Raw genomic sequence first — 25,257 nt, 5'->3', positions numbered from 1 at the left:
ACCCGCCGCGCCCTTGTCCGTACTCTGCGTAGCCACGTCAACGTCCGTTCCTGCCGATTCCACTACCGGCCACCGATCCTAGGGCCCGCCGCCGACAAAAGGGGCACGCCCGGGGCGGGCGCCCCTCGGGTGCACTCGTGCCCCGGCCGCCACACCCGGCTTCTCCCGTCACCGTCTCTACCGCCGAGTAGGACGGTCGTACGATCACAGGCAGCACGACGACGTGACCCCCGAGCGGCAGGAGCCCCCCATGACCGACCCGGCCACCGACCCGGCCACCGCCACCTCCGGCGCGGCGCCCGGCGCGACCCCCGACGGCGGCGTCCAGGCCCCCCTCCTCGACGTCTCGCCGGAGATGCTGGAGCACTTCGCCCGGCTCGGCGTGGACCCGGCCACCTTCTCCGGCGGGCGGCTCGGCGAGAAGCTGGGCATCCGGATCGTCGAGGCCTCCGGCGACCGGGTGGTCGGCACCATGCCGGTGGACGGCAACCAGCAGCCGTACGGCCTGCTGCACGGCGGCGCCTCGGCCGCGCTGGCCGAGACGCTGGGCTCGGTCGGCGCGATGCTGCACGCCGGCCCGGGCCGGTACGCGGTGGGCGTGGACCTGAACGCCACCCACCACCGCTCGGCCACCTCCGGCCTGGTCACCGGCGTGGCGACGGCGGTCTTCAAGGGCCGCACGGCCGCCACCTACGAGATCGCGATCACCGACGACACCGGCAAGCGGGTCACCAGCTGCCGCCTCACCTGCATGCTGCGCGACCTCTGAGCCGATAGTTCGTCAAATCCCTTGCCCGCCCCCTTGTTTGACCTCCGACAGCCCTGGGCAGTCGTTGGTCTGGACAAGGGGGCGGCGGCATGTCCGGGCATTTTTCAGTGATGTAACACTGCGTAACAAGTAGGACATCCAAGCAACTGACAGTTTCGGGGGTCGGGACTGACGAAAGCGGCTCACCGAATCCATCGCTGTCCGATATTCGGACGCGCATGCCCGCCACCAGCACCGTGAACACCACTGTCCGATTATCGGCAAGGCCAGGAGTAACCTGCCCTTCTACGCCTTACATAGGGCGAGTTGAGGAAAGAACCCCTGGCGCCGACGGATCGGTCGGGCCGGAACGACCACATGGTGAGACGACTTCTCTGTGTGCTCATAACAAGAGAATCACAGCCTCGCCGCACCACTGCCCGAGCCGCCGACCGACATCTAGAGTCACGGCCAGTCACCGCGCCACACGGAATGGGCCAGGCCCACCGCGCATCCAGGCTCCCGCCGTTCAGGCGCGGCGCCCTCCTGAACCGAAGGGGACCCTCGTGCGTCATCGTTCAGCAGTTGTCGTGAGCATTGCCGTGATCGGCGCCCTCACCCTCACCGCATGCGGCTCCCGCGACGACAAGAAGTCCGGGGACGACGCGAAGGGCAAGGAGACCACCGTCTTCATCGGCGTCGACGCCCCGCTCACCGGCGACCTCTCCGCCCTCGGCCTCGGCATCCGCAACTCCGTGGACCTCGCGATCCGGCAGGCCAACGAGAAGCACGAGGTCCCCGGCATCAAGTTCGAGCTCAAGGCCCTCGACGACACCGGCAAGCCCGGCCCCGGCCAGCAGAACGCCACCCAGCTGGTCGGCGACAAGGACGTCATCGGCGTCGTCGGCCCGCTCAACTCCAGCGTCGCGCAGTCGATGCAGCAGATCTTCAACGACGCCAAGCTCGTCCAGATCTCCCCCGCCAACACCGGCGTCGCCCTCAGCCAGGGCGAGAAGTGGGCCAGCGGCGTCAAGGCCCGCCCGTTCGAGACCTACTTCCGCACCGCGACCACCGACGCCGTGCAGGGCCCCTTCGCCGCCAACTACCTGGTCAAGGACGCCAAGAAGACCAAGGTCTTCATCATCGACGACCAGAAGACCTACGGCGCCGGCCTCGCCGCCACCTTCAAGGGCCAGTTCCTCAAGAACGGCGGCCAGGTCGTCGGCGAGGAGCACGTCAACCCCGACGACCGCGACTTCGCCGCCGTCGTCACCAAGGTCAAGTCCTCCGGCGCCGACGCCGTCTACTACGGCGGCGAGTACCCCGCGGCCGGCCCGCTCTCCCTCCAGCTCAAGGACGCCGGCGTCACCGTCCCGCTGATGGGCGGCGACGGCATCCAGAGCGGCGACTTCATCAAGCTCAACCCCAAGGGCCAGGGCGACCTCGCCACCGCCGTCGGCCTGCCCGTCGAACAGCTGCCCACCGCCGCCAAGTTCATCGCCGACTACAAGGCCGCCGGCTTCAAGGACGCCTACGAGACCTACGGCGGCTACTCCTACGACAGCGCCTGGGCCATCATCCAGGGCGTCAAGGCCGTCGCCGCCGCCAACAAGGACAAGCTCCCCGCCGACGCCCGCGCCGCCGTCGTCAAGGCCGTCCAGAAGGTCTCCTTCGAAGGCGTCACCGGCAAGGTCTCCTTCGACGAGTTCGGCGACACCACCAACAAGCAGCTCACCGTCTACACCGTCAAGGACGGCAAGTGGGCCGTGGAGAAGTCCGGAACCTTCGCCGGCTGAACCCCCAACGGCTGAACCCCGAAGGCGCCGACCCGACCCGACGCTCCGTCAGGCCGGCCACAGCACAACGGAGTCGACCGCGCGGGGGCATCACGAGTGCCCCCGCGCGCACCCGCATCCACCACCCACGGACACCCCACACGCACAACGGAGGCCCAGCGGTGCACGACCTACCGCAGCAGCTGGCCAACGGCCTGATCCTCGGCGCCCTCTACGGGCTCGTCGCGATCGGCTACACGATGGTCTACGGCATCGTCCAGCTCATCAACTTCGCCCACGGCGAGATCGTCATGGTCGGCGGCTTCGGCGCCCTGACCGCCTACCTCGCCCTCCCCGGCGGCACCACCCTGTGGCTGGCCCTACCGCTGATGCTGGTCGCCGGCATCCTGGTCTCCACCCTCACCGCCGTCGCCGCCGAACGCTTCGCCTACCGGCCCCTGCGCACGGCACCACGGCTCGCCCCGCTGATCACCGCGATCGGCCTGTCCATCGCGCTGCAGCAACTGGTCTTCGCCTTCTACCCCGACGCCAAGAAGGCCCGGGTCTTCCCGAAGATCCCCGGCGACCCCTTCGAGATCGGCTCCGTCGCCATCCAGCGCAGCGACCTCTTCCTGATCATCGCCGCCCCGCTCTGCATGATCGCCCTCGGCTGGTTCGTCACCCGCACCCGCTCCGGCCGCGCCATGCAGGCCACCAGCCAGGACCCCGACACCGCCAAGCTCATGGGCATCGACACCGACCGGATCATCGTCATGGCCTTCGCCATCGGCGCCGCCTTCGCCGCCGTCGCCGCCGTCGCCTACGGCCTGCGCAGCGGCCAGGTCGACTTCCGGATGGGCTTCCTGCTCGGCCTCAAGGCCTTCACCGCCGCCGTCCTCGGCGGCATCGGCAACATCTACGGCGCCATGCTCGGCGGCATCACCCTCGGCCTCGCCGAGGCCCTCGCCACCGGCTACATCCAGCACCTGCCCGGCATGCACCTCTTCGGAGGCGGCGCCTGGAAGGACGTCTGGGCCTTCGTACTCCTCATCGTCGTCCTGCTCGTCCGGCCCCAGGGCCTGCTCGGCGAGCGCGTCGCGGACAGGGCGTGAGCACCATGACCACCACCGGCACCGAAACCACCCCGGTCATCTCCCTCCCCGGCCGCACCGCCGCCCTGCTCACCGGCGCCGGCGCCCTCGCCGTCACCGGCTCCGCCCTGACACCCTGGACCTGGACCTCCGACTACCCCGGCGACCTCACCTACTACGGCTCCCCGGCCGGCCTCCAGTGGCTCGCCCTCACCGCCGGACTGGTCACCCTCCTGCTGCTGCTCGCCACCCAGGGCGTGCCCGGCCTGCGCTGGGCCGCCCCCCGGCACAGCCACAACGCCGTCCTCTTCGCCGCCACCGGCGCCCTCGCCGTCGGCTGGTTCTCCGCCCTGTCCATCGCGAGCGACCTCGGCGGCCTCGCCAACCTCGAACCCGGCGGCTGGGCCCTCGCCGCCGGCTCCCTGCTCGCCGTCACCGGCGCCCTCGGGCTGCCGCTCGACCGCCGCACCGCCGTCCCGCCGCGCATCCTCGACCGACGGCTCTTCCTGCTCGTCCCGATCGCCCCCGCCGTCTGGTTCGCCACCCACGCGATCCCCGACGACAAGCCGGTCGCGCCCGTCCTCACCGCGCTCGCGGGCGGCCTCGCCCTCGCCGCCGGCGCCGTGCTGCTCGTCCAGCTCGGCCACCTCGCCAACACCTGGCTGCGGCTCGGCACCGTCCAGCGCCCGCTGCCCGCCCCCCGCGAACTGCCCTCCTGGGCCGAGGTCGGCCTCATCGTCGTCGCCTTCGCCGCCGGCCTGTTCGCCATCACCTTCGGCATCGACACCGAGTACGGCGAACTCTTCACCGGCTACCTGCTGCTCGCCGCCTCCGTGGTCGCCGCACTCGGCCGCTCCGGCCTGCTCGCCCGGCTGCGCGCGCTGACCGTCAAGTACCAGACCGTCACCACCGGCGCCGCCTTCGCCGCCGCCGCCAGCTTCCCCTTCACCCAGACCAGCGACCAGTACACCTCGGTCGCCACCAACATCCTGATCTTCGCCACCGTCGCCCTCGGCCTGAACATCGTCGTCGGCCTCGCCGGCCTGCTCGACCTCGGCTACGTCGCCTTCCTCGGCGTCGGCGCCTACAGCGCCGCCCTGGTCTCCGGCTCCCCCGCCTCGCCGATCCACGTCCAGTTCCCGTTCTGGGCCGCCGTGCTCACCGGCGCCGCCGTCTCCATGGTCTTCGGCGTCGTCATCGGCGCCCCCACCCTGCGGCTGCGCGGCGACTACCTCGCCATCGTCACCCTCGGCTTCGGCGAGATCTTCCGCATCACCATGCTCAACCTCAACGGCACCACCGGCCCCAAGATCACCAACGGCTCCAACGGCATCCCCCGGATCCCCGACCTCCAGATCCTCGGCTGGGACCTCGGCAAGCCCACCACGGTCCTCGGCGTCGAACTCGGCCGGTTCTCCAACTACTACCTGCTGATGCTGCTCGTCACCGCCCTGGTCGTGCTGGTCTTCGCCCGGGTCGGCAACTCCCGCATCGGCCGCGCCTGGGTCGCCATCCGCGAGGACGAGACCGCCGCCGAGGCCATGGGCATCAACGGTTTCCGCCTCAAGCTCCTTGCCTTCGCCCTCGGCGCCTGCCTCGCCGGCCTCGCCGGCACCGTCCAGGCCCACGTCAGCTACACCGTCACCCCCGACCAGTACACCTTCGCCGAAGCCCTCCCGCCCAACTCCGCCTTCCTGCTCGCCGCCGTCATCCTCGGCGGCATGGGCACCATCAGCGGCCCGCTGGCCGGCGCCACGCTCCTCTTCCTGATCCCGAAGAAGCTGGAGTTCCTCGCCGACTACCAGCTGCTCGCCTTCGGCATCGCCCTCATCGTCCTCATGCGCGTCCGCCCCGAGGGCCTCATCCCCAACCGGCGCCGGCAGCTGGAGTTCCACGAGGCCGCCATCCCCGCGCAACCCACCGGCGACGGCGTCGCCCTCACCAAGGCAGGGGCGTGACCCCCGATGACCACCACCAGCGCCCCCGCACCCGCCGCCCCCTCGGCCGGCACCGACGGCCCCCTGCTCGACGTCTCCGGCGTCACCATGCGCTTCGGCGGCCTCACCGCCGTCAACGACGTCTCGCTCACCGTCGGCCGCGGCGAGATCATCGGCCTGATCGGCCCCAACGGCGCCGGCAAGACCACCTTCTTCAACTGCCTCACCGGCCTCTACGTCCCCACCGAGGGCACCGTCACCTACCAGGGCACCGTCCTGCCGCCCAAGCCCCACCTCGTCACCCAGGCCGGCATCGCCCGCACCTTCCAGAACATCCGGCTCTTCGCCAACATGACCGTGCTGGAGAACGTCCAGGTCGGCCGGCACAGCCGGATGCGCCAGGGGCTGCTCTCCGCCGTCCTGCGCGGCCGCGGCTTCCACCGCTCCGAGGCCGAGAGCCGCGAGAAGGCCATGGAACTCCTCGAGTTCACCGGCCTCGCCGGCAAGGCCGACCACCTCGCCCGCAACCTCCCCTACGGCGAGCAGCGCAAGCTGGAGATCGCCCGCGCCCTCGCCTCCGACCCCGGCCTGCTGCTGCTCGACGAGCCCACCGCCGGCATGAACCCGCAGGAGACCCGCGCCGCCGAGGAGCTCGTCTTCGCCATCCGCGACCGGGGCGTCTCGGTCCTCGTCATCGAGCACGACATGCGGTTCATCTTCAACCTCTGCGACCGCACCGCGGTGCTCGTCCAGGGCCAGAAGATCGTCGAGGGCGACCGCGAGACCGTCCAGAACGACGAACGCGTCATCACCGCCTACCTCGGCGCCCCGCTCGAAGGCACCGCCCCCGTTACGGAGACCGACCAGTGACCGCACTCCTCGACGTCCAGGACCTCCGCGTCGCCTACGGCAAGATCGAGGCCGTCAAGGGCATCAGCTTCACCGTCAACCAGGGCGAGGTCACCACCCTGATCGGCACCAACGGCGCCGGCAAGACCACCACCCTGCGCACCCTCTCCGGCCTGCTCAAGCCCACCGCCGGCAGCATCACCTTCGACGGGCAGGACCTCGCCGCCGTCCCCGCCCACAAGATCGTCGCCCTCGGCCTCGCCCACTCCCCCGAGGGCCGGCACATCTTCCCGCGCATGACCATCGAGGAGAACCTCCTCCTCGGCGCCTTCCTGCGCAGCGACACCGACGGCATCACCAAGGACGTCGACCGCGCCTACGGCCTCTTCCCCATCCTCGGCGAACGCCGCAAGCAGGCCGCCGGCACGCTCTCCGGCGGCGAGCAGCAGATGCTCGCCATGGGGCGGGCCCTGATGTCCCGACCCAAGCTGCTGATGCTCGACGAGCCCTCGATGGGCCTCTCGCCGCTGATGATGCAGAAGATCATGGCGACCATCGTCGAGCTCAAGGCCGACGGCACCACCATCCTGCTGGTCGAGCAGAACGCCCAGGCCGCGCTCTCCCTCTCCGACCGCGGCTACGTCATGGAGACCGGCGCCATCGTCCTCCAGGGCACCGGCGCCGACCTGCTGCACGACGAGTCGGTGCGCAAGGCCTACCTCGGCGAGGACTGACCCCGCCCCGCTCCACGGCAAAGGGCCCGGCACGCGTGTGCCGGGCCCCTCCCGTTCCTCCGCTACTCCGCGCCGCCCGCGGCCTCCTCGGCCTTCTTGCGGTCCTGCGCGGCGCCCTCCTCGATGACCGCCTCGGCCACCGCCGCCATCGTCATCCGGCGGTCCATCGACGTCTTCTGGATCCACCGGAACGCGGCCGGCTCGTTCAGCCCGAACTTGGTCTGCAGCACGCTCTTCGCGCGGTCCACCAGCTTCCGGGTCTCCAGCCGCTGGGTGAGATCCGCGATCTCCTCCTCCAGCGTCCGCATCTCCGTGTACCGGGACACCGCCATCTCGATCGCGGGCACCAGGTCGCTCTTGGAGAACGGCTTGACGATGTACGCCATCGCCCCCGCGTCCCGCGCCCGGTCCACCAGCTCCCGCTGCGAGAACGCGGTCAGCATCAGCACCGGCGCCAGGTGCTGCTCATGGATCTGCTCGGCCGCGGACAACCCGTCCAGCACCGGCATCTTCACGTCCAGGATCGCCAGATCCGGCTTCAGTTCCTCCACCAACCGGACCGCCGTGGCTCCGTCCCCGGCCTCCCCGACGACGGTGTACCCCTCCTCCTCCAGCATCTCCTTCAGATCGAGACGGATCAGCGCCTCGTCCTCGGCGATCACAATCCGGGTGATCTGGGGCGAATCGGTCTCAAGCGGCTCGGCCTGCTCGTCGGCGGTGCTCACGGGGCTCCTCGTTCCGGCGGGGGTACTGCATGCACGAGGGTACCTAGCTGCGCCGGACGATGCGCGCAGGGTATCCTTCACGGGCGCGACTCGCCGAGTTGGTGGAAGGGCAGACACGATCGCCTCAAAAGCGATTGCCTGAAAGGGCGTGTGGGTTCGAATCCCACACTCGGCACAGGATTTTCCTCATATTCCCAGGCAGTGGGAAGTTCATCACATCGAGCGGCTTTCAGTAGAACCCCTGCCACAGCCCACGACTCCGCCAAAACTGGCGCACATGACCACGAATTCCGTGCGCGAACAGGCTGTCCGTCTCCTCCGTGCAGGCGCTGCAAACACCGAGGTTGCTCGCCGGTTCGATGTTCCGCCTGGCACCGTCTCCTGGTGGAAGCACCAGGACCTCGCCAAGCGCGACCGGCTTCCTGGCCGGAAACGATCCACCTGTCCGCACTGCTTCGGCGACACACTCGACCGCCCGGCCTACGCCTACCTCCTCGGCCTCTACCTCGGCGACGGCCACATCACCTGGCCCGAACAGCACCGCAGCCCCAGCCTCTTCATCACCTGCGATGCCAAGTGGCCCGGCATCATCGACGCCGTCGATCAGGCCATGCGCCAGGTGATGCCACGCAACAGTCCGTGTCGCATTCGGCGGACGGGCTGCTACGTGGTCAAGCTCTACTCGCAGCACCTGTACTGTCACTTCCCCCAGCACGGCGCCGGCAAGAAGCACGAGCGCACCATAGCCCTGGAGCCCTGGCAGCAGGAGATCGTCGACGCCCACCCCTGGGAGTTCCTGCGCGGCCTGATCCACTCCGACGGCTGCCGGATCACCAATTGGACGACCCGCACCGTCGGCGGCGTCCAGAAGCGCTACGAGTACCCGCGCTACTTCTTCACCAACACCTCGACCGACATCATCCGCCTCTTCACCGACACCCTCGACGCCGTCGGCGTGCAGTGGAAGGCCTCGGCCCCCCGGCCGACCGGCCAGGTCAACATCTCGGTCGCCCGCAAGGAGTCCGTGGCGCTCATGGACACCTACATCGGCCCCAAGTACTGACTTCTCAGCTCGCCCGGTCCAGGGGCTCCAACTCCACGGTGAGGCGCATGCCGAGGGCCGAGGCGAGACGTTCGAGAACGACGATGGTGGGCATCGTGCCGCCGGCCTCGAAACGGGCGATCGCGGGCTGCTGCATACCGCAAGCCGCCGCGAGCTGAGTCTGGGTCATGCCGAGCGCTTCCCGACGAAGCCGGACGGTCTCGCCGAGCTCGAACCGGATGCGAGCCGCCTCATAGGCGCCACCCGCGCCCGGGCGGTTCAGGATCTCCTCCCGCATGGCCCGCCAGGACGTTCGCTCACTCATCACGCTCACTCCTCCTCGTCGACGGTGTGCCGCTCCGCCGCACAGCGTCGCAGTGCCCGCCCGGCCCGGTCGACCTCGACACTCTCCCGCATCCGGGTCTTGCGGAACACGGTGAGCAGGATGATCCTCCTGCCCGATGCGATCCAGTATGTGATCCGCATGTCGAGCTCGACCAGGTGGAACCGGAGCTCGCGGAGCTTGCCGTCCAGCTGTCTGCTGTGGGGCTCACCAAGTAGCGGACCCCGGTCCGCGAGCAGGTCCACGTAGAAGGCCACGGTCTCCTGCGCCTCCTGCCCCAGGCCGAGGATCCAGTCCCGGACCTCGGGTTCGAGCTCTACTTCTCCCCATGTCATAACACGGATGGTATGAAGCCGCCAGTGGTCCGCTCCGCCTTCGGGACCGCGACGAGGGCGGCATTCCCCGACATGGGGGATGCCGCCCTCGCGCAAACGTGCTGCTATGGGTCAGTCGTCCAGGGTGCCGACGTGGTGGACGCGGACGAGGTTGGTGGAGCCGGCGAGGCCGGGCGGGGATCCTGCGGTGATGACGACGATGTCGCCCTTGCGGCAGCGGCCGAGGGAGAGCAGGGCGGCGTCGACCTGCTCGACCATCTCGTCGGTGGTGGGGGCGAAGGGGCCGAGGAAGGTCTCCACGCCCCAGGTGAGGGCGAGTTGGCTGCGGACGGCCGGTTCGTAGGTGAAGGCGAGGACGGGGATCGGCGAGCGGTAGCGGGCCAGCCGGCGGGCGGTGTCGCCGGACTGGGTGAAGGCCACCAGGTACTTGGCGTGCAGGAAGTCGCCGATCTCCGCGGCCGCCCGGGCGACGGCGCCGCCCTGGGTGCGGGGCTTGTTGCTCGGGGTGAGCGGGGACAGCCCGTCGGCGAGGATGTCCTGCTCGGCGGCCTCGATGATCCGCCCCATCGTGCGGACCGTCTCGGACGGGTACTTCCCGACCGAGGTCTCGCCGGAGAGCATCACCGCGTCGGTGCCGTCGAGGACGGCGTTGGCGACGTCGGAGGCCTCGGCGCGGGTGGGCCGGGAGGAGTTGATCATCGAGTCGAGCATCTGGGTCGCCACGATGACCGGCTTGGCGTTCCGCCGGGCGAGCGTGACGGCCCGCTTCTGGACCATCGGCACCTCCTCCAGCGGCATCTCGACGCCCAGGTCCCCGCGGGCCACCATGATGCCGTCGAAGCGGTCGACGATGGAGTCGAGGTTCTGCACCGCCTGCGGCTTCTCGATCTTGGCGATGACCGGGACCCGGCGCCCCTCCTCGTCCATCACCCGGTGGACGTCCTCGACGTCCCGCCCGCTGCGGACGAAGGAGAGCGCGACCAGGTCGGCCCCGGCCCGCAGGGCCCAGCGCAGGTCGGCGATGTCCTTCTCGCTGAGCGCGGGCACCGAGACGGCGACCCCGGGGAGGTTGAGGCCCTTGTGGTCGGAGACCAGGCCGCCCTCGACGACGACGCAGCGGACCCGCGGTCCGGCCACCTCGACGACCTCCAGGGTGACCCGCCCGTCGTCGACGAGGATCAGCTCGCCGGCGGTGACGTCCCCGGCGAGCCCGGGGTAGGTGGTGCCGCAGCCGTTCTGGTCTCCGTCGACGCCGTTGTCGGTGGAGATGGTGAACTCGTCGCCGCGTTCGAGAAGTACCGGGCCTTCGATGAAGGTCCCGAGGCGGATCTTCGGGCCTTGAAGGTCGGCCAGCACGCCGACGCTTCGGCCGGTCTCGTCCGCGGCCTTGCGGACCCGGCGGTAGCGCTCCTCGTGCTCGGCGTGGGAGCCGTGGCTCAGATTCAGTCGGGCGATGTCCATCCCGGCGTCGACCAGGGACTTGATCTGGTCGTAGGTGTCGGTGGCGGGCCCGAGGGTACAGACGATTTTTGCTCGGCGCATAGTGCTGAGAGTAGGCATTACCGGCGCGTAACGACGATGCGGGTCCGGACAACGGGATGGCCGTTGCCGTAAGGAGAGTTGAACAATCTGACACAACGTCGGACCGGCGTGCGAGAGGTTCCCCGGAGTCGCCCCGCACCCGTCCCCTGATGCGATTCCGTGAAGGTGTGTTCACCTCCGGTTCACCGCCGCTTCCGCCGCCGCACGTGGCACGGCGGGACGCTCGTCATCCCGGTGCGGTGCCGGGGTCCGGAAGTGGTTCCAGCGAGGGGGAAGCGTCCGGCATGAGGCGTGGTGCGTGGTTCGGGGCCGCGGTGGCACTGCTGGTGGTCGGCGGTCTGGTGTTCACGGTCCTCAAATGGATCGATTCCCCTGACGATCCGCCAACGCCGCCGACGCCGCCCGTCGCGAAGATCACCGGTGTCGTCGGGTCGGAGAAGAACGCGTTCTTCCAGGACTCCGGGGTCAAGGCCGCGCTGGCCGCGAAGGGGCTGGACGTCAGCGTGGCCAGCGCGGGCTCCTGGCAGATGAACGACGTCAAGAAGGAGTCGGCGGACTTCGTCTTCCCGGCCAGCCAGCTGCCGGCCGACGAGGTCGCGCACCAGAACCAGGTGACCGGAACCCTGGCCCGGCCGTTCTACTCGCCGCTGGTGATCGTCACGCACACGGACGTCGCCAACGTCCTCAAGGAGAACAACCTGGCGAAGCAGGATCCGGGCTCCAAGCTCTGGACGTTCTCGATGGGTGAGTTCCTCAAGGCGGTCGGTGCCGGCCGGAGGTGGGACCAGCTCAACGCGACCAACCGGCCGAGCTCCCTCAGCGGGGACATCTTCCTGACCACCACGAATCCCGAGACCTCTTCGTCCGGCACGCTCTACATCGCGATGGTCGCCTACCTGCTGAACAACAAGCAGGTGGTGAAGGACCAGGCCACCGTGGACGCCATCGCACCGGCCCTGAGGGACGCGATCAACAAGCAGGGGAGCATGAAGAACTCCACGGAGGAGCCGTTCAACGACTTCGTCTCCAACAACGGCCACCCGCTGGTGCTCGCCTACGAGTCCCAGGTGCTCCGCCTGGCCCTGGACGGGACGGGGAGCATGCCGAAGGACATGGTGATGCTCTACCCCGACGTCACCATCACCTCCGACCACACGCTCGTCGGGTTCACCCCGGACGGGCTGAAGCTCGGGAAGGTCCTGACCGAGGAGCCGAAGCTGCGGGAGCTGGAGGTCAAGTACGGCTTCCGGCCCACGGGCAGCGTGGCCGGCACGGAGGAGTTCGCGGCGGAGGTGCGCGGTCTCAACGGCACGCCGGGCACGCCGGGGTTCACCTTCGCGCCCGATCTGGGTGCGGCGGGCATCGGCCTGGCCTCGGTGCCGAGGCCGGAGATCATGAAGAGCCTGGTCCAGGCCGTGAAGAAGTGATGACGGGGGACATGGGGACGGGAGCAAGGACGATGCGCAAGAGCGGTGTTCGGGGCCTGGCCGTCGGGCTGGCCCTCCTGGTGGCGACGGTGACGGCGTGCACATCCTCGCCCGCGCCCACGCCCACGCCCACGCCCGCCCCGCCGGGGACCAGCGAGCCGCCGGCGCCGAGCGCGCAGCCGGGGGTGCTGCGCGTGCTCGCGGGCAGTGAGCTCCAGGACATGGCGCCGGTGCTGGAGGAGGCCCAGAAGGCCACCGGGGTGAGCGTGCAGTTCGCCTGGACGGGCTCGCTGGACGGCGCGGACGCGGTGTCCTCGGGCAGGGCGGAGGGCAAGTACGACGCGATCTGGTTCCCGTCGAACCAGTATCTGCACCTGGACGAGGGCAGCAGGTCGAAGCTGCTCTCCGAGACGCCGGTCATGGCCTCCCCGGTCGCCTTCGGCATCCGTTCCTCGGTGCTCAAGGACCTGGCGTGGGGCGACGGTTCGAAGGTGACCTGGGGCAATCTGGCGGAGGCCGCGGCTTCCGGGAAGCTGGCGTACGGGATGGCGGACCCGTCGCGGTCCAACTCGGGCTTCTCCGCGCTGGTGGCGGTGGCCTCGGCGTTCTCGGGGGCGACCTCGGCGCTGACCGACGCGGACGTGCAGAAGGCGGCGCCGCAGCTCAAGCAGTTCTTCACCGGGCAGAAGCTGACCTCGGGTTCGTCCGGCTGGCTGGCCCAGGCGTACAGCCGGGCGGAGCAGGGGTCGGTCGGGGCGCTGGTGAACTACGAGTCGGTGCTGCTGTCGCTGAACAAGACGCTGCCCGCCGAGCAGCAGCTCACCGTGGTGCGCCCGACCGACGGTGTGATCTCGGCGAACTATCCGCTGACCCTGCTGAGTTCGTCGCAGCAGCGGGAGCGGGAGTCGTTCCAGCGGCTCACCGCCTACCTGCTGAAGCCGGACGTGCAGAAGCGGATCTCGGAGCTGACGCTGCGTCGGCCGGTCACGCCCGGGGCGGCCCCGGCGGCCGGCCTGTCGACGGAGCGGCTCCACGAGCTGCCGTTCCCGGGCACCCGGGCGGTGGCGGACGGGCTGCTGTCCTCGTACCAGAACGAGCTGCGCCGGCCGTCGCGGACGGTGTACGTGCTGGACACCTCGGGGTCGATGAACGGGGCCCGGCTGGCGTCGCTGAAGTCGGCGATGGGCCGGCTGACGGGCACGGACGACACCCGGGGAGTGCGGAGCTTCCGGGAGCGCGAGGAGGTCACGCTGATCTCGTTCGCGGAGAAGGTGAAGTCGACGAAGACCCACTCGGTGCCTCCCGGTTCGGACTCCGACAAGGAGTTGAAGGCGATCGACGGGGACGTCCAGGCGCTGTCGGCCGAGGGCGGGACGGCGGTGTACTCCTCGTTGGAGGAGGCGTACCGGGTGATCGAGCGGCAGCAGTCGGCCGCCAAGGACGACCGCTTCACCTCGATCGTGCTGATGACGGACGGGGAGAGCAACCAGGGGGCGACGGAGCAGGACTTCCGGGCCTTCTTCGGCGGGCTGTCGCCGGCTCAGAAGTCGGTGCCGGTGTTCCCGATCCTGTTCGGCGAGGCGGCGAAGGGCCAGTTGCAGGGCATCGCGGACCTGACCGGCGGCAAGCTGTTCGACGGGACGGGCTCGCTGGACGGGGCGTTCGAGGAGATCCGTGGTTACCAGTAACGGTGGCGGCGGGAACGGTGGGACCGGCGGGCCTGGTGGGCCCGCCGGTCCCGGCGGTTCCGGCGGCCGGGTCCGGGCGTACCTGAACTCCACCCGCTTCTCCGTGGCCGGAGGGGCGGGTGTGGCCACGGGGACGGCCGCGTACTTCCTGCAGGCTCCGCCGGCGATGTGGCTGCTGATCGCGGCGGGGTCGTACGTCGCGACGGTGCTCCTGTGGCCGAAGGATCCCGGTGACGACCGGTCCACGCGGCGCGGGGGCGGGGACGACGGGGACGACGGGAAGGACTCCGGGGGTGGCTCGGACACGGGCACGGGCTCGCGGACCGGCTCGGACGGCGGGTCCGGGAAAGGCTCCGGGCCGGGCCCGAGGCCCGGCACCTCCCCGTCGCCGTCCGAGCCCGACCGGCGCGGCCTCGGTCCCGCGCTGTCGTCGGAGGCGGCGGGGCCCTCCGTCGCGGCTCGTGCCCGGGGCCCCCTGCCCGGTCGCGCCGTGCCACTGAGGGCCCCGGCCGCGGCGGCGCCGGAGGCTCCGTCGACGGCTCTGGCGGCGGCCCCGCCCGCGCCGCGGATCTGGCCGCAGTTGGAGGAGCTGGCGGCGTTCGTCGGCTCGGCGCCGCTGCCGCCGGCGGCGAACGTGCCGGGCCTGCTGGTGCGGCTGCGCACGGCCGGGCCGGGGCCGACCACGGAACCGATCGTCCGCCGGCGGCTGCCGCTGGCGGTGGACGGCTACCTGCGGGCGCTCACCTGGCAGCCGTGGGTGCCGGACGGGGCGGACCCGGCGGCCGAACTGGCCCGCGCGGTGGACGAGATGGCCGCCCTGGTCCCGGCGTCCTGACCAGAACCCCACGGCCGGTCCCGGAAACGCACCCCCCGGGGCCGGCCGCAGCACACCCGCCGACACCTGCACCGCCTGTCGAGACTTCCGGGCCCGTCAGCCCCACGGCACCGTCCCGCCCCTGCTCCGGGGCCGGTCCCCACCGGCACCGCCCCGCGACGCGGCCCGCGCTCCCCCGTCAGGCCTCCAGGGCGCCGGACAGTTCCAGGCGGCGCCGCACCCCCAGTTTGCGGAAGCTGTTGGTGAGGTGGGTCTCGACCGTGCGGACCGCCAGGTGGAGCATGGCGGCGATCTCGGCGTTGGAGTGCCCGGCGGCGGCGAGGCGGCAGATGCGCAGCTCGCTGTCGGTGAGCGCCTCCGCGCCGGCGTGGTCGGCGCGGCCGATGCGGGCGCCGGAGGCGCGCAGCGACTCCAGGGCGGCGGCGCGGTGGCGGACGGCGCCGAGGCGTTCGGCGCGGCCGGCGGCCTCGCGCAGGGCGCGGCGGGCGGCGCCGCGGCGGCCGCCGTCGCCGAGCAGGCGGCCGTGGGTGATGAGGGCGGGGATGAGTTCGGTGTCGATCTCGGCCTCGCGCAGCAGGTGGACGGCTTCGGTGGCGAGGTCGAGGCCGTGGCGTCCGCCGGTGGCGGCGGCGAGGGAGCGCAGGGCGCGGCCGACGGCGCGGGGGGTGCCCCAGACGCGGGCGAGCCGCAGTTCCTCCTCGGCGAGGGCGACGGCGGGTCCGGGTTCGCCGAGTTGGAGGTGGCATTCGGCGGCGACGGAGCGCCAGGGGGTGACGATGGGGCTGTGGACCTGGCGTTCGCCTTGGCGGCGGCCGCATTCGAGCAGGTCGGCGAGGGCTTCGGCGGGTTCGCCGGAGGCGAGCCGGAGCAGGCCGCGGGCGTAGAGGTACTCGTTCCATTCCCAGGAGTCCTGGGCGCGGTCGGCGGCGACGGCGCGGGCGAGGCCGTGGGCCTGCCAGAGGCGGCCGGTCTCGACGAGGGCGATGACGCTCTGGGCGACGAGGTGGGCGTTCTGCTGGCCGAGGAGTTCGGCGTAGCGGCCGGGGGTGGTGTCGTCGGTGGCGGGGTGGGGTGCGGGGGTCCACCAGGAGGGGCCTGGGGCGGCGTCGGGGAGGCCGGGGGCGTCCCAGGGGCGCGGCCGGGGCAGTCCGGACGGTCCCCAGGGGGTGGCCTGGCGGAGTGCGGGGACGGGTGCCGTGACGGAGGCCGCGGGGCCGGAGCCGCTGGCGGTGAGGGCGTAGTCGTCGAGCAGGGCCTGGTACTCGCCGCGCATGATCCTGGTCTCGGCGCGGACGCTGAGCAGGCACTGGTAGCCGGGGTCGAGGGGGCCGCCCCGGTAGCAGGCGAAGCCGCGGGCGACGATCTCGTCGGCCTGGTCGAGGAGGTCGGCCCACTGGGAGAGGGTGGCGAGGGAGACCAGCAGGTAGGAGCGGCAGAGCGGGTCGACGGGGGCCGCGTCGAGTTCCTGGATGCGGGCGGCGACCTCGGTGGCGGAGAGCAGGCCGCTGGTGGCGTCGAACTCGGTGAGCAGGGCGAAGGCGGGTGGGGCGAGGCGTTGGGGGGTGCGGGTGGCGAGGCGCTGGACGCCTTCGACGACCTGGAGCCAGCTGCGGCCGTCGTGGGCGGCGATCTGGGCGGTGGCCGCCTGGACGGCGTGGAGGACGTCCTCCTGGTCGACGAAGCGGTGGGCGAGCTCGTCCATGAGTTCGAGGGCGGCGGCGGTGTCGCCGCGGGTGGCGAGGACGGCGCCGAGGGTGTTGGCGGCACGGAAGACGCCTTCGTCGGTCTGCTGGAGGTGGACGGCCTCGGCGAGGTGGCGCAGGCCGACGGTGCGTTCGTCGGGGCCGAGGGTGACTTCGAGGCTGCCGAGTTCGGTGAGCAGCAGGCCGCGCTGACGGTCGCTGAGGGGTTCGGCGAGGACGCGGCGCAGCAGGGCGGCGGCGCCGGCGGGGTGGTCGGCCTCGGCGGCCTTGCGGGCGGCGCGGCGCAGGGTGTCGGCGGCCCAGCGGGGGGTGGGGGCGGGGGTGAGCAGCAGGTGGCCGGCGACGGTTTCGTCGGGGGCGCCGGTGCGGTGGAGGTGTTCGGCGGCGGCGAGGTGGACTTCGGCGCGGTGGCCGGGGGCGTGTCCGGTGAGGACGGCGTCGGCGAGCAGCGGGTGGGCGAAGCGGGGCCAGTGGCCGGGGCCGGGGGTTTCGAGGTGGCGGTGGAGGGTGAGGTGGGCGAGCCAGCCGGCGAGCCGGCCGGGGTCGGCGGCGGTGAGTTCGGCGACCAGCGGGACGGGGTCGAGGTGCGGGGTTCCGGGGGCGGGGGTGGTGTCGGCGGCGGGGTGTTCGCGCATCCGGGCGAGGACGCGGGCGGCGGTGACGGCCTGTGGGCCGGCGCCGTGCAGCCAGGTGTCGACGGCTTCGGCGAAGGCGCCTCCGGGCAGGGCGCCGCAGCGTTCGGGCAGGGCGGCGGGCAGGGCGACGGTGCCCTCCCCGTCGGCCGTGTCCGCCTCGTCCGCCCCGTCCACCGAATCCGCCCGGCCCGCCGCGAGGTCGGCCAGCAGCGCGGTGAGCAGCAGCGGGTTGCCGCCGCTGGCGCGGGCGCAGTCGGCGGCGAGCCCGGGGGGCGTGCCGGGTCCGAGGCGCTGCCGGGCGATCCGGACGGCGGCGGGGGTGCCGAGCGGGGCGAGCCGCAGGGTGGTGGCGAGGTCGGGGGTGAGGTCGCGGGCGAAGCGGTCGGACGGGGTGCCGAGGGTGGCCTGCCGGTGTTCGGTGACGATCAGCAGGGCGGGCAGCCGGTCGATGCGGCGGGCGACCTGGCGCAGCCAGCGGCGGGAGGGCTCGTCGGCGAGGTGGATGTCGTCGACGGCGAGCACCAGCGGGTGGTGGCTGCCGTGCAGGCGGAGCAGCGACCAGAGGGTGGCTCCGGCGGTGTCGGCGTCGCTGTCGGCGTCGGCGCCCGCGGCCGTGAACGTGGATGCGGACGCGGACACCGGCACGGACCGCGGCGTGCTCCGGGCGGTGCGGTCGTAGGGGCCGGTGGGCGTGGGGCCGGTGTCGAAGAGCTGGCGGGCGGCCGCGTAGGGAGTGGCGGTCTCCTCGACCGAGCAGCGGGCGCGCAGCACGGCGGTGCCGTCGACGGCGGCGCGGCGGGCGGCCTCGGCGAGCAGCGCGGTGCGGCCGGTGCCGGTGGCGCCGGTGATCAGCAGCAGGTGGCCGGTGCCGCGGCGGGCGGCCTCGGCCCGGTCCGCGATCAGCCTGAGCTGTGGTTCGCGTTCCGCGAGGTGGGTCGACGTGGTGACACTCATCCCCGGTTGCTCCTTTCTCGCCTTCTGCCCTTCCCGGCCTTCCGCCAGTGACCGGACGGGCAGCATCCGCCGTTGTACCGGGAAAACGGCTTGACGTGCTAACCACGCGTTACCGGCGAGTCCGGTTCTCACCGTGAGGCGGCGGATCCGCCCGACCGGCCGCCGAGCCGCACAACCGCCCGGAGGGACACCCTCCACTTGCCGTGCGGGCACCGCTGCCGTCCCTCTGACCACCGTCGGAGCCCGAACCGTTGCCCCCGCCGATCGGCGGGGACTGCCCGGCGGGTCCGATCTCGTGGTGGACCACGATGGCCGGGAGGCTGCCCCGGCGGGAAGCATGGTGGCAGTTTCCGGGGCACGGGCAGCGCTCCCGGATCGCCGTCGAAACGGCCGGCCGTCCCGGGTGGGGCGCAACGTCCCGAGGTTCGGGGTCTACCGGGTGGCCGGGCCGGCTTCTCCAGGAGGGGGCCAGATTTGACTGTTCTGCACACCGAGTACGACCGCCGTGGTCCGGCGGTGCGGGCTTCGGCGTCCGCCACGCGTACGGTGCCGCCACAGCGCCCGGTGGCGTCCCGCGGGGTCGCCGTGGCCGGGCACCCGTCGGGTACGGCCGCGGTGGCGGCCACCCATTCCCAGACGTCCGCCGCCGGGCCGGTCCGCGCTCCGGCGGGGGCGGCCCGGCCGGTCGCCGGCGCGGCGGCCCGCACCTCGACGGTGCCGGTCGCCGTCCAGGCCGCCGATCCGCTCTCCCGGGCGGGGGCGGAGGCGCAGCTGCGCCGCTTCCCCGGCGTCGCGGTGGTGGACCCGACGGGGACCGCCGCGCCGGGCACGGTCACCGTGCTGGTCGCCGAGTCCGCCGACGCGGCCGCCACGGCGGCCCTGCGGCGACTGGTGCGCGGGGCCGGCCAGCGGGTGGTGCTGGTGGTCGAGCGGCTGCGCGAGACCGAGTTGATGGAGGCCGTCGAGTGCGGGGTGGCGGCGATCCTGTGGCGCCGGGAGGCGACGCCGGAGCGGCTGGGCCGGGCGGTGCTGGCCGCCGCCCGGGGCGACGGCGACCTGCCGGCGGATCTGCAGGGCCGGCTGATCGCCCAGGTGGGCCGGCTGCAGCGGTCCGTGCAGGGCATGCCTGGGCAGGCTCCGGCGGGTCTGTCGGAGCGTGAGTCGGACGTGCTGCGGCTGGTCGCGGAGGGGTGGGACACCGGGGAGATCGCGGCCCGGCTGTCGTACTCGGAACGGACCGTCAAGAACGTGCTGCACGGTCTGACCACCCGCCTGCAGCTGCGCAACCGGGCGCACGCGGTCGCCCACGCGGTCCGCGAGGGCTACATCTAGATCGGTCCTTCCGGGGCGCGTCGGGCGGGCAGGTGCGGCATACGGCACCTGCCCGCCCGCGTCATGAACGAGTCGCCAAGATCTCACCTGTTGGAAAGGTCCGGGGGCTATCCATCGGCCCGGCCGGACGGCACACTTCTACGCGCGTACTTCTACGCGCGTCACTGTTGACGGTCCGTTCGCAGTCCCCACCCGGGAGAGTCCTCCAATGTCCTTGAACCGCCGTGACTTCGTCACCCGGTCCGCCGCCACCGCCGCCGGCGCCGCCCTCGCGAGCAGCGCCGCCCTCGCCGCCGCCACCCCCGCCGCGGCGGCCGGACCGGAGGAGGCCCGCGCCAAGGGCCGGACCAAGCGTCAGGCCTTCACCGTGATGGGCACCACCGACCTGCACGGCCGGGTGCTCAACTGGGACTACTTCACCGACGCGGTCTACGCCGACAAGGCCCACAACGAGGTCGGACTCGCCAAGATCTCCACGCTCGCCAAGCAGGTGCGGGAGGAGAAGGGCTGGGACCGCTGCCTGCTCATCGACGCCGGTGACACCATCCAGGGCACCCAGCTGACGTACTACTACGCCCGGATCGAGCCGATCGCCACCGAGGCCGACACCGCGCCCGAGCACCCGATGGCGCTCGCCATGAACACCATGGAGTACACCGCCGCCGCGCTCGGCAACCACGAGTTCAACTACGGCATCGACACCCTGCGCGCCTACGAGGAGCAGCTGGACTTCCCGCTGCTGGGCGCCAACGCGCTGAACGCCCGCAACGACAAGCCGGCCTTCCCGCCGTACGTGATCCGCAAGCTGAAGCTGGACAACGGCCCGGCCCTGAAGGTCGGCATCGTCGGCCTGACCAACCCGGGCATCGCGATCTGGGACAAGGCCAACGTCGCCGGCAAGATGACCTTCCCGGGCATCGTCGAGACCGCGAAGACCTGGGTGCCCAAGGTCCGGGCCGCCGGCGCGGACGTCGTCGTGGTCGCCTGCCACTCCGGCATGGACGAGGCCACCTCCTACGGCGACCAGCTGCCCTGGGCGGAGAACGCCTCGGTGGCGCTGGCCGAGCAGGTGCCGGGCATCGACGCCGTCCTGGTGGGCCACGCGCACAAGGAGATCGCGCAGCGCCTGGTCGTCAACAAGCAGACCGGCAGGACGGTCGTGCTCTCCGAGCCGCTGGCCTGGGGCCAGCGGCTGACCTGCTTCGACTTCGAGGTCGAGTTCGACAAGGGCGCGTGGAAGGTCGTCTCGCTCTCCTCCCGGGTGCTGAACTCCAACACCGTCCCGGAGGACCCGGAGATCGTCGGCCTGATGACCGAGCAGCACAAGAAGGTCGTCGCCTACGTCAACCAGGTCATCGGCACCTCCAAGATCGAGCTGTCCATCGCCGACGCCCCGTTCAAGGACACCCCGATCATCGACCTCATCGGCCGGGTCCAGGCCGACGTGGTGCGCGCCGCGCTGGCCGGCGGCCAGTACGCCAAGCTGCCGGTGCTCGCCCAGGCCGCGCCGTTCAACCGCACCGCGGTGATCCCGTCCGGCCAGGTCAAGCTGCGCGACGCGGCCGGCCTGTACATCTACGAGAACACCCTGGAGGCCCGCATCCTGACGGGTGCGCAGCTCAAGGACTACCTGGAGTTCTCGGCGAAGTACTACGCCCAGCTCGCCCCGGGCGCGGTGGTCGACAAGGCCACCCTGACCAACGCGCAGAACACCCCGGACTACAACTACGACGCGGTGTACGGCGTCTCGTACGACATCGACATCGCCCAGCCGGTCGGCTCGCGGATCGTCAACCTCTCCTTCGAGGGCAAGCCGATCGACCCGAACGCCCAGTTCGTCCTCGCGGTCAACAACTACCGCGCCAACGGCGGCGGCAACTTCCCGCACGTCGCGGCCGCGCAGAAGCTGTGGGCCAACTCGGACGAGATCCGCAACGCGATGATCGCCTGGGTGAAGGAGAAGGGCGTCATCGACCCGGCGGACTTCTACAGCGAGTCCTGGCGCCTGGTCCGGGCCGGCCAGCCGGTCTTCTGACCGAACCGCCCATCGGCAGCACCCGACCGGCCCCGGGGTCCACACCCCGGGGCCGGTCCCGTTCCCGCCCCCCGTTCCCGTCCCCTTCCGGCTCTCTCCCGGCTAGCCTGACGGCATGCGGACCATCGCCGCCTGGCCCCTGGACGGCACGCCCCCGCCGGACGTGCCGGCCGAGTTCCACGACGCCTGCGCCCGGATCGGCCGGGACCTGCGGCACCTGCCCGCCGGCGACCGGCTCCCGGCCGGCGTCCGCTGGGAGCTCTCCGAGGACCACTACAGCGGCTTCCTGCTCGGCCTGGGGGCCGACCGGGGCATGCTGTTCGCCCAGGACACGGACCCCTACCTCCCGCCCGGCCCGCTCACCGCGTACGTCGCCGAACGGGTGCAGGACCACCTGGCCGGCCATGAGTTCGTCCAGTGGCCCGCCTGCCCCGGCCACACCCACCCGCTGGTGGCCGCCGCGGCCGGGGCGCAGGCCTGGTGGCACTGCCGACGCTCCGGACGCCGCCTCGTCCGGATCGGCGAGCTGGCCACCGGCCGCTGAGGCCCCGGGGCATGTCGGACACGTCCTAACGCAGCGCGGCCAGCTCCCCCATCGCCTCGCGTTCGATCCGCGCGAGGTCCTCCAGAAGTCGCCCGGCCCGCTCCAGCGGCGCGGCGTCCCCGGACTCCCCGGCCGCGGCGACCAGCGCGGCCACCTCGGTCCAGCCCGCCGCGGCCACGATGTACCGCTCGTGGGCGGTCCGCACCCGGCTGCCCCCGAGCAGTTCGACGCACTCGCCGAGGAAGTCGCGGTAGAGGTTGCGGAACAGCGCGCCGCCGGTGCCGGCCCGCTCCATCATCAGCGCGGCCTGCGGCAGTTGGCGCGCGGGCTGCTCGGCCCGGGCCAGCCAGCCCGGCACGGCGGCGGCGGCCTTCGCGATGCCGCGGTGCCCGAGGTTGGCGATCGGCGGATGCAGGAACGCCCTCGCGCAGTCGGCCATCGCCGGGGCCAGCAGGCCCCGCAGGTCCGGGAGTTCGCCGCGCAGGGCGAGCGTGAAGGAGCGGTGGCGGGCGGTCATCGGGCCGCGTTCGGCGCGCGCCGCCGCGAGCGAGGCCAGGCTGGTGGTGACCGAGCCGCCCTGCTGCGCGGTGTCCACCAGGTGCGCGCGGTCGGCGTCATAGCCCTCCATCGCGACCATGTGCCCGCCGAAGTGCACCCGGGAGGTGAAGTACTCCAGGTGGTAGCTGTCCAGCTGGAGCCCGACCGGGCGCCCGGCATCCAGCTCGACGGCCACGTTCTGCCAGGCCCGGCGGGCCGATCCGGTCTCCCGGACCTCCAGCTCCAGTCCGAGCCGGGCGGCCAGGGCGCGGGTCAGCTCGAAGGGCTTGACCCGCCCGCCGAGGAACGGGAAGTCCAGGCCCTTGCCGTCCCAGTAGACGAACGACAGCCCGGACCCGAGCCCGAACAGCATCGGCTCGGACAGCTCGACGCCCTGGTGGCGCAGCAGCACGTCCAGCGTCGTCGTCTCGCAGTGCTCGCCCGCGCGCGGCCCCGTCACGCCGTCCCCTCCGTCCGCTCCTCGACCCGGACCACCAGCCGGGTCGTCCACTCCTCCGCCGGGGCCTCCCCCGGCCCGACCAGGTACGCCTCCCGCACCGGCGCCAGCGGCCGCAGCCCGCGCTCGTGCACGGCTGCCAGCAACGCGTGGTAGGCGAGCGGCAGTTGGGTGTACGGGCCGTGGTGCACCGTCTCGACCGCCGGCCCGCCGGGCAGCACCTCCCACTCCAGCCCGTCCGGCAGCGCACCCGGCTCCTCCGCGGTCTGCGCGCCGACCGCGATCCGCATGCCGTCCCCGAGGTCCAGCGGGAACAGCCCCCACAGCGGGGGCCGCCACGGCGTGCCGTCCAGCGCCGCCAGCAGCCGGCCGACGCCCCCGCCGATCCGTTCCGCCAGCTCGCCGGGCCCGGCCACCGCCCGGACGACGGCCAGCCGGCGCCGCGGCTCCTGTCCGAGGGTGATCTCGTACCCGGGCAGTCCGCCGCCGTCGGCGAGGCGTTCCAGCAGCTCCAGGCGGGCGCGGTCGCGGGTGATCCGCTCGGCGACCCGGTCGCGTTCGGCGCGCAGCAGCCGGGCCCGCTCCGGTTCGGCGGACGCCAGGGTCGCGGCGATCACCGGGAGCGGCACGTCGAGTTCGCGCAGCAGGGCGACGGTGAGCGCGTCGCGGGCCTGCCCGGGGGCGTAGTAGCGGTAGCCGGTGGCGGGGTCGACCCGGGCCGGTGGCAGCAGGCCGGTGTCGTCGTAGTGGCGGAGCTGTTTGACGCTCAGCCGGCAGAGGCGGGCGAAGCGCCCGATGGTGAGGAGGTCGTCCCGCAGGACGTCGTCTGGGTCTCGCACGGGCCCATCGTGGACCCTCCCGCCGTGGGAGGGTCCATTCCGGTCGGGGCGTGCGGGACGGCACGGGCGTCCGCGACGGTCCGGGCGTCCAGGACGGCCGGCGGGCGAGACGTTGGGACATCTTCCCGAGACAGCGGGATATTCAGCCGCGCGCGGGGCCTGCCTACCGTTGATCACGTCACCGAGAGTCCCCTCAGCGAAGTTCCGAGAAGGAGCAGTCCCATGCGTGCAGTCGTCCAGCAGACCGTCGGCGGCCCGGAGGTCCTGGAGGTCGTCGAGACCGACCGGCCCACCCCGCTCAGCGCCGAGGTGCTCGTCCGCGTCCACGCCGCCGGCGTCAACCCGGTGGACGCGGCGGTCCGTTCCGGGATGTACCCGCTGCTCGGCGAGCCGCCGTTCGGGGTCGGCTGGGACATCTCCGGCGTGGTCGAGGAGGCCGCGCCGGGCGCCCGCTTCAAGGTCGGCGACGAGGTGTTCGGGATGCCGTTCTTCCCGCGCGCCGCCACCGGCTACGCCGAGTACGTCGCGGTGCCCTCCCGCCAGGTGGCCCGCAAGCCCGCCTCGCTGGACCACGTGCAGGCCGCGGCCCTGCCGCTGGCCGCGCTGACCGCCTGGCAGGGCCTGGTGGACGCGGCGGGTCTGGCCGAGGGACAGCGGGTGCTGATCCACCGGGCGGCGGGCGGCGTCGGCCACCTGGCCGTGCAGATCGCCAAGGCGCGCGGCGCGCACGTGATCGCCCTGGCGAGCGAGCCGAAGCACGAGTTCGTGCGCTCGCTGGGCGCCGACGAGGTGATCGACTACCGCGAGGAGGGGTTCCTGGAGCGGGTCGGCCAGGTGGACGTGGTGTTCGACTCCTCCTCGCAGGGCACCGCCTCGCTGGCGGTGCTGCCCGAGGGTGGTGTGCTGGTCTCGATCATGGAGCACTGGAACACCGCGCTGGCCACCGAGGTCGAGGCCGCCGGGCGGCGGTTCGCGGGCGTCTCGGTGGAGCCGGACTACGCCTCGCTGGAGGCCATCGCCCGACTGGTCGACGAGGGCCGGATCCGTCCGCACATCGCCGAGACCTTCCCGCTGGAGGAGGCCGGCAAGGCGCACGAGCTGATCGCCACCGGCCGCACCCAGGGCAAGATCGTCCTGACCGTCGGCTGAG

The 25,257-nt window shown here is 72.2% G+C and carries 21 protein-coding genes and 1 tRNA gene; 15 read left to right on the top strand and 7 right to left on the bottom strand.

Annotated features, from left to right (window positions below):
- The first annotated feature begins 355 nt into the window (after positions 1–355).
- From ACFU9E_RS08855 to ACFU9E_RS08830, 6 genes are all read left to right on the top strand, one after another.
- Entirely contained in the window at positions 356–769 is a 414-nt protein-coding gene (locus ACFU9E_RS08855; protein WP_344342964.1) for a hotdog fold thioesterase, read from the top strand.
- 545 nt (positions 770–1,314) lie between these two features.
- Complete coding sequence (locus ACFU9E_RS08850) at positions 1,315–2,544, top strand: ABC transporter substrate-binding protein (protein WP_380683493.1); 1,230 nt, start codon at positions 1,315–1,317, stop codon at positions 2,542–2,544.
- A 161-nt stretch (positions 2,545–2,705) separates the two neighbouring features.
- Complete coding sequence (locus ACFU9E_RS08845; RefSeq protein WP_380683494.1) at positions 2,706–3,635, top strand: branched-chain amino acid ABC transporter permease; 930 nt, start codon at positions 2,706–2,708, stop codon at positions 3,633–3,635.
- Between the two features lie 5 nt (positions 3,636–3,640).
- Positions 3,641–5,572, top strand: coding sequence for a branched-chain amino acid ABC transporter permease (locus ACFU9E_RS08840; protein ID WP_380683507.1), 1,932 nt, complete (start codon positions 3,641–3,643; stop codon positions 5,570–5,572).
- A gap of 6 nt (positions 5,573–5,578) precedes the next feature.
- Positions 5,579–6,421: an ABC transporter ATP-binding protein gene (locus ACFU9E_RS08835; protein ID WP_380683495.1), complete on the top strand. Its 843-nt coding sequence runs from the start codon at positions 5,579–5,581 to the stop codon at positions 6,419–6,421.
- Positions 6,418–7,134 (top strand): ABC transporter ATP-binding protein, encoded by a 717-nt coding sequence (locus ACFU9E_RS08830; RefSeq protein ID WP_380683496.1) that lies wholly within the window; start codon positions 6,418–6,420, stop codon positions 7,132–7,134. The genes ACFU9E_RS08835 and ACFU9E_RS08830 overlap by 4 nt, the downstream gene beginning before the upstream one ends.
- 62 nt (positions 7,135–7,196) lie before the next feature.
- Here the strand turns inward: ACFU9E_RS08830 and ACFU9E_RS08825 are convergent, their stop codons facing one another.
- Positions 7,197–7,859, bottom strand: coding sequence for an ANTAR domain-containing response regulator (locus tag ACFU9E_RS08825; protein WP_380683499.1), 663 nt, complete (start codon positions 7,857–7,859; stop codon positions 7,197–7,199).
- 92 nt (positions 7,860–7,951) lie between these two features.
- Here ACFU9E_RS08825 and ACFU9E_RS08820 point away from each other — a divergent pair.
- A tRNA-Leu gene (locus ACFU9E_RS08820) sits at positions 7,952–8,034 on the top strand.
- A 102-nt stretch (positions 8,035–8,136) separates the two neighbouring features.
- Entirely contained in the window at positions 8,137–8,922 is a 786-nt protein-coding gene (locus ACFU9E_RS08815) for a helix-turn-helix domain-containing protein (protein ID WP_380683500.1), read from the top strand.
- Positions 8,923–8,926: 4 nt separating this feature from the next.
- On the opposite strand, the gene ACFU9E_RS08810 is transcribed toward ACFU9E_RS08815, so the two are convergent.
- The 3 genes from ACFU9E_RS08810 to pyk form a co-directional block, all read right to left on the bottom strand.
- Entirely contained in the window at positions 8,927–9,226 is a 300-nt protein-coding gene (locus ACFU9E_RS08810) for a multiprotein-bridging factor 1 family protein (protein ID WP_380683501.1), read from the bottom strand.
- Positions 9,227–9,231: 5 nt separating this feature from the next.
- Positions 9,232–9,579, bottom strand: coding sequence for a type II toxin-antitoxin system RelE/ParE family toxin (locus ACFU9E_RS08805; RefSeq protein ID WP_380683502.1), 348 nt, complete (start codon positions 9,577–9,579; stop codon positions 9,232–9,234).
- A gap of 111 nt (positions 9,580–9,690) precedes the next feature.
- A complete protein-coding gene (gene pyk, locus ACFU9E_RS08800; protein WP_380683503.1) occupies positions 9,691–11,121 on the bottom strand; it encodes a pyruvate kinase in 1,431 nt (476 codons plus the stop codon).
- A 284-nt stretch (positions 11,122–11,405) separates the two neighbouring features.
- Between pyk and ACFU9E_RS08795 the strand changes: the two genes are divergently transcribed.
- The 3 genes from ACFU9E_RS08795 (at position 11,406) to ACFU9E_RS08785 (ending at position 15,071) form a co-directional block, all read left to right on the top strand.
- On the top strand, positions 11,406–12,548 hold the full coding sequence (locus ACFU9E_RS08795; RefSeq protein ID WP_380683504.1) for a substrate-binding domain-containing protein: 1,143 nt from the start codon (positions 11,406–11,408) through the stop codon (positions 12,546–12,548).
- Positions 12,549–12,580: 32 nt separating this feature from the next.
- Positions 12,581–14,236, top strand: a complete 1,656-nt coding sequence (locus ACFU9E_RS08790; RefSeq protein ID WP_380683505.1) for an extracellular solute-binding protein — start codon at positions 12,581–12,583, stop codon at positions 14,234–14,236.
- A 490-nt stretch (positions 14,237–14,726) separates the two neighbouring features.
- The gene (locus ACFU9E_RS08785; RefSeq protein WP_380682061.1) at positions 14,727–15,071 is read left to right on the top strand and encodes a hypothetical protein; all 345 of its coding nucleotides are present in this window, start codon (positions 14,727–14,729) and stop codon (positions 15,069–15,071) included.
- 178 nt (positions 15,072–15,249) lie between these two features.
- Here the strand turns inward: ACFU9E_RS08785 and ACFU9E_RS08780 are convergent, their stop codons facing one another.
- Complete coding sequence (locus ACFU9E_RS08780; RefSeq protein ID WP_380682060.1) at positions 15,250–18,363, bottom strand: AAA family ATPase; 3,114 nt, start codon at positions 18,361–18,363, stop codon at positions 15,250–15,252.
- Between the two features lie 714 nt (positions 18,364–19,077).
- Between ACFU9E_RS08780 and ACFU9E_RS08775 the strand changes: the two genes are divergently transcribed.
- From ACFU9E_RS08775 to ACFU9E_RS08765, 3 genes are all read left to right on the top strand, one after another.
- Entirely contained in the window at positions 19,078–19,695 is a 618-nt protein-coding gene (locus tag ACFU9E_RS08775; RefSeq protein ID WP_380682064.1) for a LuxR C-terminal-related transcriptional regulator, read from the top strand.
- Between the two features lie 208 nt (positions 19,696–19,903).
- Positions 19,904–21,730: a bifunctional metallophosphatase/5'-nucleotidase gene (locus ACFU9E_RS08770; RefSeq protein ID WP_380682059.1), complete on the top strand. Its 1,827-nt coding sequence runs from the start codon at positions 19,904–19,906 to the stop codon at positions 21,728–21,730.
- Between the two features lie 115 nt (positions 21,731–21,845).
- Complete coding sequence (locus ACFU9E_RS08765; protein ID WP_380682058.1) at positions 21,846–22,274, top strand: hypothetical protein; 429 nt, start codon at positions 21,846–21,848, stop codon at positions 22,272–22,274.
- A gap of 25 nt (positions 22,275–22,299) precedes the next feature.
- Here the strand turns inward: ACFU9E_RS08765 and ACFU9E_RS08760 are convergent, their stop codons facing one another.
- Together ACFU9E_RS08760 and ACFU9E_RS08755 are read right to left on the bottom strand one after the other, a co-directional pair.
- Positions 22,300–23,271 carry a BtrH N-terminal domain-containing protein gene (locus ACFU9E_RS08760; RefSeq protein WP_380682057.1) on the bottom strand — a complete coding sequence of 324 codons (972 nt, stop codon included), beginning with the start codon at positions 23,269–23,271 and terminating at the stop codon, positions 22,300–22,302.
- The gene (locus ACFU9E_RS08755; protein WP_380682056.1) at positions 23,268–24,107 is read right to left on the bottom strand and encodes a MerR family transcriptional regulator; all 840 of its coding nucleotides are present in this window, start codon (positions 24,105–24,107) and stop codon (positions 23,268–23,270) included. Before ACFU9E_RS08755 ends, ACFU9E_RS08760 begins: the two co-directional genes overlap by 4 nt.
- 222 nt (positions 24,108–24,329) lie before the next feature.
- On the opposite strand from ACFU9E_RS08755, the gene ACFU9E_RS08750 reads away from it, so the two are divergent.
- Positions 24,330–25,256 (top strand): NADP-dependent oxidoreductase, encoded by a 927-nt coding sequence (locus ACFU9E_RS08750; RefSeq protein WP_380682055.1) that lies wholly within the window; start codon positions 24,330–24,332, stop codon positions 25,254–25,256.
- The last annotated feature ends 1 nt before the right edge of the window (position 25,257 follow it).

The organism is Kitasatospora sp. NPDC057595 (assembly GCF_042800875.1).
Taxonomy (GTDB): domain Bacteria; phylum Actinomycetota; class Actinomycetes; order Streptomycetales; family Streptomycetaceae; genus Kitasatospora.
The sequence above is the reverse complement of the archived record's forward strand: the minus strand, read 5'-3'. Positions and strand labels throughout refer to the sequence as shown.

Excerpts from the sequence above, each read along its gene's own strand:
- ACFU9E_RS08770 (WP_380682059.1), top strand. The coding sequence starts at position 19,904 with ATGTCCTTGAACCGCCGTGACTTCGTCACCCGGTCCGCCGCCACCGCC.
- ACFU9E_RS08790 (WP_380683505.1), top strand. The coding sequence starts at position 12,581 with ATGCGCAAGAGCGGTGTTCGGGGCCTGGCCGTCGGGCTGGCCCTCCTG.
- ACFU9E_RS08815 (WP_380683500.1), top strand. The coding sequence starts at position 8,137 with ATGACCACGAATTCCGTGCGCGAACAGGCTGTCCGTCTCCTCCGTGCA.
- ACFU9E_RS08855 (WP_344342964.1), top strand. The coding sequence starts at position 356 with ATGCTGGAGCACTTCGCCCGGCTCGGCGTGGACCCGGCCACCTTCTCC.
- ACFU9E_RS08805 (WP_380683502.1), bottom strand. The coding sequence starts at position 9,579 with ATGACATGGGGAGAAGTAGAGCTCGAACCCGAGGTCCGGGACTGGATC.
- pyk (WP_380683503.1), bottom strand. The coding sequence starts at position 11,121 with ATGCGCCGAGCAAAAATCGTCTGTACCCTCGGGCCCGCCACCGACACC.
- ACFU9E_RS08810 (WP_380683501.1), bottom strand. The coding sequence starts at position 9,226 with ATGAGTGAGCGAACGTCCTGGCGGGCCATGCGGGAGGAGATCCTGAAC.
- ACFU9E_RS08795 (WP_380683504.1), top strand. The coding sequence starts at position 11,406 with ATGAGGCGTGGTGCGTGGTTCGGGGCCGCGGTGGCACTGCTGGTGGTC.
- ACFU9E_RS08780 (WP_380682060.1), bottom strand. The coding sequence starts at position 18,363 with ATGAGTGTCACCACGTCGACCCACCTCGCGGAACGCGAACCACAGCTC.
- ACFU9E_RS08840 (WP_380683507.1), top strand. The coding sequence starts at position 3,641 with ATGACCACCACCGGCACCGAAACCACCCCGGTCATCTCCCTCCCCGGC.
- ACFU9E_RS08765 (WP_380682058.1), top strand. The coding sequence starts at position 21,846 with ATGCGGACCATCGCCGCCTGGCCCCTGGACGGCACGCCCCCGCCGGAC.
- ACFU9E_RS08835 (WP_380683495.1), top strand. The coding sequence starts at position 5,579 with ATGACCACCACCAGCGCCCCCGCACCCGCCGCCCCCTCGGCCGGCACC.
- ACFU9E_RS08750 (WP_380682055.1), top strand. The coding sequence starts at position 24,330 with ATGCGTGCAGTCGTCCAGCAGACCGTCGGCGGCCCGGAGGTCCTGGAG.